The 13,794-nt window shown below is 61.5% G+C and carries 11 protein-coding genes; 2 read left to right on the top strand and 9 right to left on the bottom strand.

What is annotated here, in order from left to right:
- Positions 1-62: 62 nt before the first annotated feature.
- The 8 genes from metH to JHX87_RS03945 all read right to left on the bottom strand — a co-directional run bounded on the left by metH (position 63) and on the right by JHX87_RS03945 (position 9,987).
- The gene (gene metH, locus JHX87_RS03980; protein ID WP_271882532.1) at positions 63-2,783 is read right to left on the bottom strand and encodes a methionine synthase; all 2,721 of its coding nucleotides are present in this window, start codon (positions 2,781-2,783) and stop codon (positions 63-65) included.
- Positions 2,776-3,816, bottom strand: a complete 1,041-nt coding sequence (locus JHX87_RS03975) for a homocysteine S-methyltransferase family protein (RefSeq protein ID WP_271882530.1) — start codon at positions 3,814-3,816, stop codon at positions 2,776-2,778. Before JHX87_RS03975 ends, metH begins: the two co-directional genes overlap by 8 nt.
- Before the next feature lie 169 nt (positions 3,817-3,985).
- The gene (locus JHX87_RS03970; protein ID WP_271882528.1) at positions 3,986-5,026 is read right to left on the bottom strand and encodes an ABC transporter substrate-binding protein; all 1,041 of its coding nucleotides are present in this window, start codon (positions 5,024-5,026) and stop codon (positions 3,986-3,988) included.
- 124 nt (positions 5,027-5,150) lie between these two features.
- On the bottom strand, positions 5,151-5,993 hold the full coding sequence (locus tag JHX87_RS03965; RefSeq protein WP_271882526.1) for a TPM domain-containing protein: 843 nt from the start codon (positions 5,991-5,993) through the stop codon (positions 5,151-5,153).
- The gene (ppk2, locus tag JHX87_RS03960) at positions 5,990-6,868 is read right to left on the bottom strand and encodes a polyphosphate kinase 2 (RefSeq protein WP_271882524.1); all 879 of its coding nucleotides are present in this window, start codon (positions 6,866-6,868) and stop codon (positions 5,990-5,992) included. Before ppk2 ends, JHX87_RS03965 begins: the two co-directional genes overlap by 4 nt.
- A 6-nt stretch (positions 6,869-6,874) precedes the next feature.
- Positions 6,875-7,798, bottom strand: a complete 924-nt coding sequence (locus tag JHX87_RS03955) for a homoserine O-succinyltransferase (RefSeq protein ID WP_271882522.1) — start codon at positions 7,796-7,798, stop codon at positions 6,875-6,877.
- A 1-nt stretch (position 7,799) separates the two neighbouring features.
- Positions 7,800-8,663, bottom strand: a complete 864-nt coding sequence (locus JHX87_RS03950) for an ATPase (RefSeq protein WP_271882520.1) — start codon at positions 8,661-8,663, stop codon at positions 7,800-7,802.
- A gap of 130 nt (positions 8,664-8,793) precedes the next feature.
- On the bottom strand, positions 8,794-9,987 hold the full coding sequence (locus JHX87_RS03945) for an OmpP1/FadL family transporter (protein ID WP_271882519.1): 1,194 nt from the start codon (positions 9,985-9,987) through the stop codon (positions 8,794-8,796).
- A 253-nt stretch (positions 9,988-10,240) separates the two neighbouring features.
- Between JHX87_RS03945 and guaB the strand changes: the two genes are divergently transcribed.
- Both guaB and JHX87_RS03935 read left to right on the top strand, forming a co-directional pair.
- Positions 10,241-11,689 carry an IMP dehydrogenase gene (gene guaB, locus JHX87_RS03940; protein ID WP_271882517.1) on the top strand — a complete coding sequence of 483 codons (1,449 nt, stop codon included), beginning with the start codon at positions 10,241-10,243 and terminating at the stop codon, positions 11,687-11,689.
- A 553-nt stretch (positions 11,690-12,242) separates the two neighbouring features.
- Positions 12,243-12,923, top strand: coding sequence for a sugar transferase (locus JHX87_RS03935; RefSeq protein WP_271882515.1), 681 nt, complete (start codon positions 12,243-12,245; stop codon positions 12,921-12,923).
- Between the two features lie 37 nt (positions 12,924-12,960).
- Here the strand turns inward: JHX87_RS03935 and JHX87_RS03930 are convergent, their stop codons facing one another.
- Positions 12,961-13,710 carry a WecB/TagA/CpsF family glycosyltransferase gene (locus JHX87_RS03930; RefSeq protein ID WP_271883456.1) on the bottom strand — a complete coding sequence of 250 codons (750 nt, stop codon included), beginning with the start codon at positions 13,708-13,710 and terminating at the stop codon, positions 12,961-12,963.
- Between the last annotated feature and the right edge of the window lie 84 nt (positions 13,711-13,794).

Here is a 13,794-nt window from a genome sequence, read left to right as displayed (position 1 = left end):
CCGCAATCTCTGCGGGGCTTTTTTGTCGGGCCGCTGTACCCGCCACAGTGAAAGGTTCCGGTTCAAGCCGCGTCGGATGCCGTCTTGCGCGGCGTGTAGTTCAGCACCGGGGCCAGCCAGCGTTCGGCCTCTTCCAGCGACATGCCCTTGCGGGCGGCATAATCGCGGGCCTGATCCTGCTCGATCTTGGCGACACCGAAATAATAAGCCTCGGGATGGCCGATATAGAGGCCCGAGACCGAGGATCCCGGCCACATCGCCATGCTTTCGGTCAGTTCGACACCCGTCGTCGCCTCGGCATCCAGCAGCCGGAACAAGGTCAGCTTTTCGGTGTGATCGGGCTGTGCCGGATAGCCCGGCGCCGGGCGAATGCCGTGATAGGCTTCCGCGATCAGCTCGGCATTCGAAAGATCCTCATCCGCCGCATAGCCCCAATACTCCTTGCGCACACGTTCATGCAGCATCTCGGCCATGGCCTCGGCAAAGCGGTCGGCCAGCGCCTTGACCATGATGGCGCCGTAATCGTCATTCGCGCGTTCATAGCGGGCGGCGATTTCGCTTTCCTCGGGGCCTGCGGTGACGACGAAACCGCCGACATAATCGGGCGCGGTGCCTTCGGGCGCGACGAAATCGGACAGCGCCACATTCGGCCGCCCGCCACGCTTCGTCACCTGCTGACGCAGGGTGTGCAGCGTGGCCAACTCGTCCGAGCGGTTCTCATCGGTGAACAGGCGGATATCGTCGCCCACCGTATTGGCGGGCCAGAAACCGACCACGGCGCGCGGCCGGAACCACTTGCCCTCGATGATCCGGGCCAGCATCTCCTGCGCCTCGGCGAAAAGGGTACGCGCGGCTTCGCCCTGTTTCTCATCCTCCAGAATACGCGGATAGACGCCCTTCAGCTCCCATGTCTGGAAGAAGGGGGTCCAGTCGATATAGCGCGCGATCTCGGCCAGATCCCAGTCGTCAATGACCCGCGTTCCGATGAAAGAGGGCGCGGTGGCGCGGTAATCCGTCCAGTCGATCCGATAGGCATTGTCGCGCGCGGCCTGCAGCGGCAGGCGCTGCTTGGCCGCTTCCGACCGCTCATGCCGTTCGGCCACATCGGTATATTCGGCGCGGATGCCCTCGATATAGCTTTGCTGCTGCGACGGGCTCAGCAGGGATGAGACGACGCCCACGGCCCGGCTGGCATCGGTGACATAGACCGCTGCGCCCTTGTGATAGCGGGGCGCGATCTTCACCGCCGTGTGGATCTTCGAGGTCGTCGCCCCGCCGATCAGCAGCGGCACATGGAAATCCTCGCGCTCCATCTCGGCCGCGACATGGACCATTTCATCCAGCGACGGGGTGATCAGACCCGACAGGCCGATCACATCGACATTTTCGTCGCGCGCCACTTCGAGGATCTTCTGCGCGGGCACCATCACCCCCAAATCGATCACCTCGTAATTGTTGCAGGCCAGCACGACACCGACGATATTCTTGCCGATGTCGTGGACGTCGCCCTTGACCGTGGCCATCAGGATCTTGCCGGCGCTTTCCCGCCCGCCACCGCCATTCGCGGCCTTTTCGGCCTCCATATAGGGCAGCAGCACGGCCACGGCCTGCTTCATCACCCGGGCCGATTTCACCACCTGTGGCAGGAACATCTTGCCCGCGCCGAACAGATCGCCGACCACGTTCATCCCGGCCATCAGCGGGCCTTCGATCACATGCAGCGGGCGTTCGGCCTGCTGCCGCGCCTCTTCCGTGTCCGCCTCGATATAATCGGTGATGCCATTGACCAGCGCATGTTCCAGCCGCTTTTCCACCGACCATTCGCGCCAGGACAGGTCTTTCTCGCGCTTCTTGCCGCCGCCTTCGCCACGGAAACGCTCGGCAATCTCCAACAGCCGCTCGGTCGCATCGTCGCGGCGGTTCAGAACCACATCCTCGCAGGCCTCGCGCAGGTCCGGGTCGATCTGATCGTAAACGGCCAACTGACCGGCATTGACGATGCCCATATCCATGCCCGCCTGAATGGCGTGATACAGAAAGACGGCATGCATCGCCTCGCGCACGGGCTCATTGCCGCGAAAGCTGAAGGACAGGTTCGACACCCCGCCCGAGACATGGGCATGCGGCAGGTTCTGGCGGATCCAGCGGGTGGCCTCGATGAAATCGACGCCGTAATTGTTATGCTCCTCGATGCCGGTGGCGACGGCAAAGATATTGGGATCGAAGATGATATCCTCAGGCGGAAAGCCCACGTCCTCGGTGAGCACCTTATAGGCGCGGGCGCAGATCTGGGTCTTGCGCTGGAAGCTGTCGGCCTGCCCATCCTCGTCAAAGGCCATGACCACGACCGCCGCACCATAGGCCAGACACAGCCGGGCGTGATGAATGAACTGCTCTTCCCCCTCCTTGAGACTGATCGAGTTCACCACCGGCTTGCCCTGCACGCATTGCAACCCGGCCTCGATCACCTCCCATTTGGAACTGTCGATCATGATCGGCACGCGGGCAATATCGGGCTCTGCCGCCAGCAGGTTCAGAAATTCGACCATCGCGGCGCGGCTGTCGATCAGCCCCTCATCCATGTTCACATCGATGATCTGGGCGCCGTTTTCCACCTGATCGCGGGCCACCTCCAGCGCGGTGGCGTAATCGCGATTGGTGATCAGCTTGCGAAACCGGGCGCTGCCTGTGACGTTGGTACGCTCTCCGACATTCACGAAGGGAATGTCAGCGGTCAGCGTAAAGGGTTCCAGCCCCGAAAGGCGCAGCAGGCGTTCATGCATATTCAGGCACCTTTCTTGGCGCGTAAGAGGCCACGGCCTCGGCAATGGCGCGGATATGATCCGGCGTCGTGCCACAGCAGCCGCCAACGATATTGACCAGACCTTCGCGGGCGAATTCCGCGACCTGAGGCGCGGTATCCTGCGGACCCTCGTCATATTGGCCAAACGCATTGGGCAGCCCGGCATTGGGATAGGCGCAGATCTGCGTTTCGGCCACGCCCGACAGTTCGGCCAGATGCGGCCGCATCGCCGCAGCCCCAAGCGCACAGTTCAGCCCGACGCTCCACGGGCGGGCATGGCGCACCGAATACCAGAAGGCCGTGGGCGTCTGCCCCGACAATGTCCGCCCCGAGGCATCGGTGATCGTGCCCGAAATCATCAGCGGCAAGGCCTGCCCATGCGCTTCCATCGCCTCGATACAGGCAAAGATCGCGGCCTTGGCGTTCAGCGTGTCGAAAATGGTCTCGATCAGCAGAATATCGGCGCCGCCCGCAATCAGCCCCCGGGCCTGCTGCAGATAGGCCAGCCGCAGATCGTCAAAACTGACCGCACGGTAGCCGGGATTGTTCACATCCGGACTGATCGAGGCGGTCCGGTTCGTCGGCCCGATCGCGCCTGCTACGAAACGCGGCCTGCCATCCTCTGCGGTCGCCCGGTCCAGCGCCCGGCGCACCACCCGCGCGCCCTCGACATTCAGATCATGCACCGCGTCCTGCATGCCGTAATCGGCCTGGGCAATGGTGGTTGCCGAAAACGTATTCGTCTCGACAATATCGGCACCGGCCATGGCATAGCGATAATGGATCTCTTCGATCGCCTCAGGCTGGGTCAGGATCAGCAGATCGTTATTGCCCTGCTGCGGATGGTCCGAATGATGGCGACAAACATGACCCGACCCATGCCCGGTATAATCATCCTCGCCCAGCCCAAGCTGCTGGATCTGCGTGCCCATCGCCCCGTCAAGGATCAGGATACGCTCTGCGGCAGCGCGGTTCAGCGCCTCGAATACGGGGGATCTGGCAAGTCCGGTCATGTTCAGCCTCAATACAGCAAGACCGCTACATAAGCGTTCCGGCCGCCATCGGCAAATTCATAGTTTTCCAGAAGATTATGAGCCGCACCCATAATCCCGCGGAATGACGTTCTTCTTTGTGCAAATATCCTCGGGGGTGCGGGGGCAGACAGCCCCCGCCTGTGCCGGATCAGAAGCCGGCCTTGATCTTCTCGAACTCGGCCAGCTGCCGTTCACGCTGCGCCGGATCATTCGGCGTCTGCGCCAGCACCGGCACGTCCAGCTCGCTCAGCCCCGCCTTGACAGCAGGCTCATCGGCAATCGTCGCCATCGCCTCGGTCGAGGTATGGCCATAGCCGATCGCGTCCAGCAGGCCCTTCCCGGCCGAGGGCTCCAGCCAAGCATTGATGAAATCATAGGCTTTCTGCTCGACGCCGGGTCCGTCCTTCACATTCACGAAGCCGCAGAAAAAGGTCGAGGACCCCTCGACCGGCGAACGCTGGAAGCCCACGGGATAATCATCCTCTTGCAGATAGACGACCCCATCGTTCCAGGACCAGGCGATATCCACCGCGCCCGAGGCCATCAGCTGCGCCTGTTCCGAGGGATCGGCCCAATAGGCGGTGACATTCTGATGCGCCTTGCGCAGCCAGTCGGCGGCGGCGGCGAATTGTTCGTCGCTGACATCGGTCCAGTCCGTCGTGCCGGTCGCCAGATAGGCCAGCGCCCAGACATCGTCCGAACTATCGGGCAAAGAGACACGGCCCTGATATTTCGGATCGACGAAAACCTGCAGGGTCGAGACATCCTCGGCCGGGACGGTTTCCGAATTATAGGCGATGGCCGTCGCGCCCCAATCGGTGGGGATATACCAGACGCCCTGATCATCCTTGAACACCTCGGAATCCAGGAATTTGGCGTCGATCTTGTCGAAATTCGGGATCTTCGTGGTGTCCCAGGGTTCGATCAGCCCGGCATCGCGGTATTTGCTGACCATCTGGCTGCAGGGATGGACGACATCGGCCTTGAAGCCCGAGGCCATTTTCTGGAAGGCCTCATCATCGTCGCCGAAAAAGGCGAAGGTCGGATTTTCGCCATGCTGATCGACATAGCCCTGAAAGATCTCTGGCTCTTCAAAGCCGGCCCAGTCAAAGACGGTCAATTCGCCATCGGCCGCAAAGGCGGGCAGGGCGATCATGGCGACAAGGGATGTGGTGGTCAGTAAGCGCATAAATTGGCCTTCCGTTGAGCGGTTTCCCCACAACGCTAGCCGCCACCCGCAAACCACGCAAGAGACTTGGCGCCCGCCGCCCATTCGTGACGCAAATGTCAATAGCGGGATTTTGACCCGCGCGTCACCAGCGCCCCGAGGCCCCGCCGCCCGAGGATCTTCCGCCGCCGAACCCGCCGCTTGAACGGCGATTGCCGCGCCTGCTGTCGCGATTGCTGCCGAAATAAACCGGCCCGCGCCAGCCGCAGCTTGGGCAGGCCCGCCAATAGCTTTGCCGGATCTGGTTGCCCTGCGCGTCAAGCCCGACGGGTTCCGGGCCGCGTTCCTCGATCACGCCATGGCCGCCGCAGTCCGGGCATCTGCGCCGCTTTGCCTTCTTGACCCGGTTGCGGATGATCTGAAAGATGATGAAACCGAACATGCCAAGCCCGATCACCTCTGGCAGGCGCGATTTTCCGGGCACCTTGCGCAATTCATCGCCAGCGGCCGTGGGTCGGGCGATTTCGTCGATCACGGCCAGCGTGCCCTTGCGGATCCCCGCAGACAGGCGGTCCGAGCGGAATTCCGGCAGCATCAGGTTGTTCACGATATCCTGCGCGATCAGATCGGCCTCGCGCCGGTAGCCCGCGCCCAGTTCGATCCTGACTTCGCGGTCGCCCACCAGAACCAGCACCATGAAGCCGTCATTGCGCTGCGCATCGCCCACGCCCCAATGGTTGAAAAGCCGCGTGGCAAAGGGTTCCAGCCCGTCCTGACCGCCGAATGCCGCGCGATTGTCCAGCGTGACCACGGTGCCTTCGATATCCGTCTCATCGAACAGCCGGATCAGGGCCTGATCCAGCACCCGGATATCGTCGCCCTGCAAAACGCGGGCAAAGTCATTGATGCTGGTATGCTGCCAGGCGGGCAGATCCTGCGCCGCAAGCGGCAGCGCCAGCAGAAGCCAGATCAGCGCCGCGCGGATCATCCGCGCAGCAATTCCGGGCCGCCGCAGATCTGGTGGTCGATCTGGCCGATTGCCTTGTCGTCCTTGCCGGCGTAATCTACCGCGTTCAGGACGGTCTGGATCGCGGCGATCCGCGCGCGGCGCTTGTCATCGGACAGGATCACGGTCCAGGGCGCAATCGGGGAATGCGACAGGCTGAGCGTGTCGCGAATGGCCGTGGTGTAATCGTCCCATTTGCCCAGACCCTCGACATCGATCCGCGACAGCTTCCACTGTTTCAGCGGATCCTCTTCCCGCGCCAGAAAGCGGCGGAACTGTTCCTCGCGGCCGACATTCAGCCACAGCTTGACCAGAATGATCCCGTCATCGACCAGCATCTGTTCGAATTCGGGCAATTGCCGGAAAAACGCATCGCGCTGCTTTTCGGTCGAAAAGCCAAAGACCCGCTCGACCACGCCGCGATTGTACCAGCTGCGGTCGAACAGCGCGATTTCCCCCGCGCCCGGCAGCCAGTCCACGTAACGCTGAAAATACCATTGCCCGGCCTCACGCTCGTTCGGTTTGGGCAGAGCCACGATATAGGCGGATCGCGGGTTCAGATTCTCGCGCATGCGTTCGATGGTGCCGCCCTTGCCTGCGGCATCGCGCCCCTCGAACAGCACGACCAGACGCTTTTCGCTGTGAACGACGTCATGCATCATGCGCACCAGTTGCAGCTGCAACCGCTCCATATGACGCTCGTACTCTTTCTTGGGCATCTCTTCGCGATAGGGATAGCTGGCGTCGAGGATGTCGTCCTTATCCGCATCCCTGATCGCTTGCTGGATCTCTTTGGGCGCGTCTTTCAGGGCTTTGGTGATTTCACCCACATATGGCAGTTCCGGCAGCGCGCTCATGACGTCCTATCCTCCAATGCGGTCCATGTCGTACCAGGTGGTCTGATAGATCTCGTTGATCCAGTTACCGTAAAGCAGATGGGCATGGCTGCGCCAGCGGTTCGAGGGCGGCTTGCCGGGATCGTCGTCGGGATAATAGTTGCGCGGCACATCGACGGGTTTTCCGGCGCTGATATCGCGGTCATATTCTTCCTTCAGCGTGGTGCTGTCATATTCCAGATGGTTAAAGATATACAGCGCGCGATTGGATGCATCTTCCAGCAGGCAGGGGCCAACCTCCTGACTTGCCAGCAGAGTTTTCAATCCGGGTCGGGCATCGACCTCTTCCTGGCGGACCTCGGTCCAGCGGCTGACAGGCACCAGCACATCATCCGAAAAGCCCCGCAGGAAAGGCGAGGCCGGGGCGAAATTATGATGCCGGAAACAGCCAAAGGCCTTGTGGTCCAGCATATATTTGCCGAGGCCGTGAAAATACCAGGCCATGGCCATGCCGCCCCAGCAGACCCCGAAGGTCGAATGCACATGGGTGCGCGTCCAGTCGAAGACCTGGGTCAGTTCCTGCCAATAGGTGACATCCTCGAAGGGCAGATGCTCGATCGGGGCGCCGGTAATGACCAGACCGTCGAATTTTTCGCCCGTCTGCTGCACCTCGCGGAAGGGACGATAGAAGCTGGCCATGTGATCGGCGGCGGTGTTCCGGCTTTCATGGTCGGACATGCGGATCAGCTGAAAATCGATCTGCAGCGGTGTCGCGCCGATCAGCCGGGCAAACTGGTTTTCGGTCTGGATCTTCTTGGGCATCAGGTTCAGCAACCCGATCCGCAAGGGTCTGATGTCCTGCGTGGCCGCGCGCCCCGGCGACATGACCATCACGCCCTCATCCGACAGGATGCGATAGGCGGGAAGGCTTTCGTTCAGGGTGATGGGCATTTCAGCTATCCTTGCGATCGATCGCGTGGGCGATCAGCGTATTGAAATCGGTGACGGTATTGATCTCGGACACTTCTTCGGCGGTGACGGTGACTCCGCGCCGGGCCATCGCCTGATAGCGCGGCTGACGATGGGCCAGCGCGCGGGCATAGGTCCAGCGGATGAAGTCGTCGGGATTTACTTCGTCCTCTTGCAGGCCTTTTTCAACCCGGTAGGCGATCCAGGCCTTTTCCAGAAACTCGGGCTGGTAATACATCGGCTTCGGCGCACGGTCGAAGCGGCGGACCAGTTCCGCCGTATGCGCCTCTGACCCCTTGATCCAGATCATCAGCAGATCCTGTTCCAGCGCCGTCAGCACGGGATCCTTGGGATCTTCGGGATCGACCACTTCGCAGATCGAGCCGCCACTGTCACAGACGAAATTCGGGATATTATAGATGTCGCGCCCGCGGCCGATGAAATGCCGGGTGTCCAGAAGCGCCGCGATCTCGGCCTGCCGATGCTGGTTCTGGCGCAGGCAATAGTCGTCAAAGGGCAGCCCGCCCCGGCTGGGACTGCCCGGCTTGCCCAGATAGGTCGAAAGCGGCGCCAGATTGTCAAAGGTGATATTGCTGGCGATATAGACGCTGTCGGACAGCAGCAGATCGCGCAGAAAGGGCACCTTCATCGCCTCGCGCTTGAAGTTATCGGCGATGAATTCGCCCATATATCGGGTGCCGATGCGGTAATCGACCGAATAGTGGAACCAGTCGCCGGCCTCGCGCAGCATGTTCGAAAGATGGGTCTTGCCCAGGCCCGACATGCCGAACAGCACGATCCGCTTGTTCGCTGCCCGAAGCCATTCGCTGCCGCTGCTGTAAATCATCAGAATCCCCTTGCCGTCGGTGCATAGGTAGAACGCAGCGCCGATTTAGGGAAGTCTTCGGGGCAAATCACGACAGCCAAAAGAAAAACCCCGCTTGCAGAAGCGGGGTTTCGCCGGATTTCAGATCGGATCAGAAGCTGTAGCCGACCCGGATGCCGATGCCCAGGGCATCGCCGTCGCCCATATCCGCGACCGGGGTGCCACCCGGCGAGGCTTTCGCTTCGCCCAGCTTGGAATAGCTGATGCCGGTGGTGATCTTCATATTGTCCCTGGTGTAGATCGCGGCAAGCTGGATGCCCTTGCGGCCATCATAGGGCGCCAGCGGCGACACATTGTCGTCGGTGGTGGGCTCATAGATGAATGCGGCAGAGCCGGACCAGTTTTCCGTGAACCTGCGGCCTATGCCGATGGTGTAGGTGGTCGTATCCTCAAGATCGACCAGACCGCGGCTGACGCCGAAGCCCAGCGGATTCGCGGCCGTCGGTGCGCGGACCAGAACATCCGGCTTCACCTTGAACTCCGACCACTTCACCCAGCGGATCGAACCGAACAGCAGCGTGTCGGCGGCAATGCCGGTCCGGCCTTCCAGCGTCAGCGATTGCGGGGTCTTGACCTTGGTTTCGCTGTCCTCGCCCGTGGGGAACAGGGGGCTGCTTTCGGTGGTGTCGAAATCATGCTCGATCGACGAGTTATAGGTCAGCGAGACGCGAGCCGCGAGGTCGGGAATTTCGTAGGCTGCACCGATGACATAGCCAAAGCCCCAGGACGAATCCAGCTTGGCGTTATAGCCCTGCAGTCCGATGGCGCGCGGATCGCCCGCCGGAACCGCCCGGTTCGCATAGGCCGCGCCGTTCAGCGTCACGTCACCTTCGGCCTTGGATGCACGCAGACCGCCATGAAGCGAGAAGTTATTGTCGAACTTGTAGCGCCCGATCGCCGTGAAGGTGGTCGAATCGACCACGGCTTCGGTGCCGCCCAGCATGACAGAGCCTTCGTCGCCGGGCATCGCGATGGTCGGATAGCGGACGTCGCTGCCAAACGGCTGTTCCATGATGATGGCAGCCGAGACATTGTCATTGAACTGATGCTTGTAGGCCAGACCCACGAAGCCATAGCCCTTGGCGACATCGCCCGTCTTCGACCCGCCAAAGGTGGCAAAGTCCCTGCCTTCGATTTCGGGATCGACACCCCCGAAGGTCAGCTCCGCATAGTTGCCATTCTCGAACAGAACATCGAGAGATTGCGGTGCGCGTTCGATCCCGCCAGCCAGCAGCGGAGATGCGCCAAGAAGCAGTGCGGCGGCACCTGTGATCGTGATTTTCATGAATTCCTCCCTCATGAGGCCAGATGACCTGATATTCAGAATATCGTGATCGCAGGTCAAATCAAATGAAACTCTAATATGACCTAACGTCGCAAGAAACTTTACGCCGGGTCATCGTGGTTTCTGCGCAACGATCTGTCGCCGCGTTTTCAGCCTGCAAGATTTATGCCGAAAGCGGCGCGCGGCTCTGGACAAAATTCGCTGCCCGTGAAAGGGGAAACTGCCAAACGAAATTGCCGCAAGGAAACCCCCCATGCAGATTCGTGAGGCCCTCACATTCGACGATGTGCTTCTGGTCCCCGCTGCCTCGACGGTCATGCCGTCCACCGCAGATGTGACCACGCATGTCACCAGATCCATCCGGATGAACATCCCGCTTCTGTCGTCAGCCATGGATACGGTCACCGAAAGCCGGATGGCGATTGCCATGGCGCAGGCGGGTGGCATCGGCGTGATCCATCGCAACCTGACAACCGATCAGCAGGCCGATGAGGTCCGCCGCGTGAAGCGTTTCGAATCGGGGATCGTCTATGACCCGATCACCTTGCGCCCCGAACAGACCCTGGCCGATGCAAAGGCGCTGCAGGACAGATATAATGTGACCGGCTTTCCGGTCGTCGATGCCTCGGGCCGCGTGGTCGGGATCGTGACCAATCGCGACATGCGTTTTGCCAGCGATGACAAGACCCCGGTCAGCATGATGATGAGCAGCGACAATCTGGCCATGCTGGTCGAACCCGCGGACCGTCAGCAAGCGATCAGCCTGATGAAAGAGCGGCGGATCGAAAAGCTGCTGGTGACGGACGGGCAGGGCAAGCTGACGGGTCTGCTGACGCTGAAGGATACGGAAAAGGCGGTGCTGAACCCGCTGGCCTGCAAGGACGATCTGGGGCGGCTGCGCGTGGCGGCGGCCTCGACCGTTGGCGATGAAGGCTATGAACGCAGTCAGGCGCTGATCGAGGCCGGCGTCGATATGGTGGTGATCGACACGGCGCATGGGCATTCGGCCGGCGTCGCCAAGGCGGTGGAGCGGGTCAAGGCCTTCTCGAACGAGGTGCAGGTCGTGGCCGGCAATGTCGCCACGGCGTCAGGCGCCCGTGCGCTGATCGATGCGGGGGCGGATGCGGTCAAGGTCGGCATCGGCCCGGGCAGCATCTGCACCACGCGGATCGTGGCCGGCGTCGGCGTGCCGCAGCTGACCGCGATCATGGATGCCGCCAGCGCGGCGGGCGACACGCCGGTGATCGCCGATGGCGGGATCAAATTCTCGGGCGATTTCGCCAAGGCCATCGCGGCGGGCGCAAGCTGCGCCATGGTGGGCAGTGCCATTGCGGGCACGGATGAAAGCCCGGGCGAGGTCATCCTGTATCAGGGCCGCAGCTTCAAATCCTATCGCGGCATGGGCAGCCTTGGGGCCATGGCGCGCGGCTCGGCCGACCGTTATTTCCAGAAGGATGCGGCGACCGACAAGCTGGTGCCGGAAGGGATCGAGGGGCAGGTCCCCTATAAGGGGCCGGCGGGAACGGTGGTCCACCAACTGGTCGGCGGTCTGCGCGCCGCCATGGGCTATACCGGATGCGCCACCGTCGATGAAATGCGTCGCAATTGCCAATTCGTCCGCATTACCGGCGCGGGTCTGAAGGAAAGCCATGTGCATGATGTGCAAATTACGCGCGAAAGCCCGAATTATCGTCTGGGCTGATCGCTGATTTAAGTCCAACCCGAAAACCCGCCGCAGATGTCGGCGGGTTTTTTCTTTTCCAGCGCATGGATCCTTTGCGCCGCCTGAGCTTGCGAAAATAAAAACGCATATTATCTGGCTGTCGAAGTAAACATCCGGCAATTCGACCCGGCACCCCCGAGTTTGCGGACATGTTCAAGCCGTTGCCACGGAAAAACCCGTAACTGATGTCGAAGGGCCTCGGCGCGGGCGTGATTCGGATCGTCAATAAGCACGGATTTGTCCAATCCAGCTTGCTCACAACTAAAAGTTGTTAGTGCCGCAACCTAGTTCCCAAAATGTCGTTCATCGGACCGAAATTATCCAAAAATACAGGTTTAATATTCCCATTCATAAAATTTTAGCTATCTCGTGCCAGCCGGTCGGTGGTAGTGTGACTGGCGTGGATGAACTTCGCAGTTTGGCTTGGAGAGCGGCCCTTGAAACGTCTTCCTGTTGACGTCTGGACCGCGGGCTAGAACCGGCCCCTGTCATGCTGCGGTGTGTGTGTTTAGTAGTGATGAAGTAGGCGATTATGGCTTTTGAGACTCATACCGGTGCGCTGGTTCGTGCGGCGGATGGAAATTCCCAGAATGTAACCCACCCCCGGCTTTACCGCCGACTGTTCAAGCGCCCGCTGGAGATGGCACTCGTGTTGCTTGCTTCGCCGGTCGTGGTTCCCGTTGTCATGATCCTGGCGCTGATGGTCTGGGTTCGTGACCGTCGCAACCCGTTCTATTCGCAATTGCGCATCGGACGTGGCGGCAGCAGCTACCGGATGTGGAAGCTGCGCACGATGGTGGTGAATGCGGATGCGCATCTGCAGGAATATCTTGAAACCAATCCCGAGGCCCGCGACGAGTGGGAACGGACCCAGAAGCTGCGTCAGGACCCGCGCGTGACCGTTGTCGGTCGCATCCTGCGCGCCTGTTCGCTGGACGAGCTGCCGCAGCTGTGGAACGTGATGAAGGGCGATATGAGCCTGATCGGACCGCGCCCGATGCTGCCCGAGCAGGAAGGCATGTATGGCGGCGACGGTTATTACAAGCTGCGCCCGGGCATTACCGGCTATTGGCAGATCGCTGGCCGCAACAGCACCTCTTTCGCGGCCCGCGCCTGGTATGACGATCATTACGAGCGCGAGCTGAGCTTCTTCCGCGACGTCGGAATTCTGACCCAGACGATCAAGGTCGTGATCGCGCGCACCGGCTGCTGATCACATCTCCCTTGCCAGACTGCTTTCAGCGGCGCGTTCAGCGCCGCTGTTTTATTGCCGAGATGGTTTCGGCGGGCAGGATGGCAAAGCATTTTGCATAGCGCGGCACCAGACGTCCCGGCGCGGACAGCATCCGCCATGCCCATTCCATCGCGATCCTGCGCACCCATTCCGGCGCGCGGTTCTGATTGCCCGCCAGAAAGTCCAGACCCGCCCCGATCGACGCGAAACCGACCGAGGGTGCCTCGGCCCGGCCGCGTGCCGCCAGCCGTTCCTGTTTGGGCGCGCCAAGGGCCAGAAAGCACAGCCGCGCGCCGCTGTCCCTGACCTGATGCAGGATCCGGCGCGCTTCTTCGCTATCGGGGTCAAAGCCCATGGGCGGCGCGATCTTGCAGGTGATCTGCAGATTGGGAACCTGCGCCGCAAGGCTGGCCGCCGCAGCCTCCAGCGCGGCATCGGTCGTGCCCAGCAGCGCGACGGGCACGGTTTCATCCGCGGCAAGCCGCGTCAGCGGTAGCACCAGGTCCGAGCCGGGCAGCAGATCCACCGGCTTGCCCGCCAGCTTCGACAGCCAGACGATGGGATTGCCATCGGCCACGACCAGATCCTGACGGGCATAGGCATCCAGAAAGGCCGCGTCGCTGCGCAGCTTGACCAGATGGTCCAGATTGATCGTCGCCAGCGCAAAGCCTTCGCCTTCGCGGAACCGGCGGCGGATCTCGGCCATCAGACCGGGCTGGTCGGGCATGTTCACGGTGATGGATTTGCCGTCAAAGCTGAAATTCATGTCGCGCCGCGCCCCATTCTGCAAATGCACTATGGCCGATCATACCGGCCGGGAACTCTGTAACAGAAAGGCCTGCCCGGGCAA

This window comes from Paracoccus fistulariae, from assembly GCF_028553785.1.
In the GTDB taxonomy this organism is placed as follows: Bacteria; Pseudomonadota; Alphaproteobacteria; order Rhodobacterales; family Rhodobacteraceae; genus Paracoccus; species Paracoccus fistulariae.
Note: the sequence above shows the minus strand (reverse complement) of the source record. Positions and strands in the feature narration are given on the sequence as shown.

What these genes read in the sequence shown, in the direction of transcription:
- metH (WP_271882532.1), bottom strand. Translation starts at nt 2,783, where the DNA reads ATGCATGAACGCCTGCTGCGCCTTTCGGGGCTGGAACCCTTTACGCTG.
- JHX87_RS03975 (WP_271882530.1), bottom strand. Translation starts at nt 3,816, where the DNA reads ATGACCGGACTTGCCAGATCCCCCGTATTCGAGGCGCTGAACCGCGCT.
- JHX87_RS03970 (WP_271882528.1), bottom strand. Translation starts at nt 5,026, where the DNA reads ATGCGCTTACTGACCACCACATCCCTTGTCGCCATGATCGCCCTGCCC.
- JHX87_RS03965 (WP_271882526.1), bottom strand. Translation starts at nt 5,993, where the DNA reads ATGATCCGCGCGGCGCTGATCTGGCTTCTGCTGGCGCTGCCGCTTGCG.
- ppk2 (WP_271882524.1), bottom strand. Translation starts at nt 6,868, where the DNA reads ATGAGCGCGCTGCCGGAACTGCCATATGTGGGTGAAATCACCAAAGCC.
- JHX87_RS03955 (WP_271882522.1), bottom strand. Translation starts at nt 7,798, where the DNA reads ATGCCCATCACCCTGAACGAAAGCCTTCCCGCCTATCGCATCCTGTCG.
- JHX87_RS03950 (WP_271882520.1), bottom strand. Translation starts at nt 8,663, where the DNA reads ATGATTTACAGCAGCGGCAGCGAATGGCTTCGGGCAGCGAACAAGCGG.
- JHX87_RS03945 (WP_271882519.1), bottom strand. Translation starts at nt 9,987, where the DNA reads ATGAAAATCACGATCACAGGTGCCGCCGCACTGCTTCTTGGCGCATCT.
- guaB (WP_271882517.1), top strand. Translation starts at nt 10,241, where the DNA reads ATGCAGATTCGTGAGGCCCTCACATTCGACGATGTGCTTCTGGTCCCC.
- JHX87_RS03935 (WP_271882515.1), top strand. Translation starts at nt 12,243, where the DNA reads ATGGCTTTTGAGACTCATACCGGTGCGCTGGTTCGTGCGGCGGATGGA.
- JHX87_RS03930 (WP_271883456.1), bottom strand. Translation starts at nt 13,710, where the DNA reads ATGAATTTCAGCTTTGACGGCAAATCCATCACCGTGAACATGCCCGAC.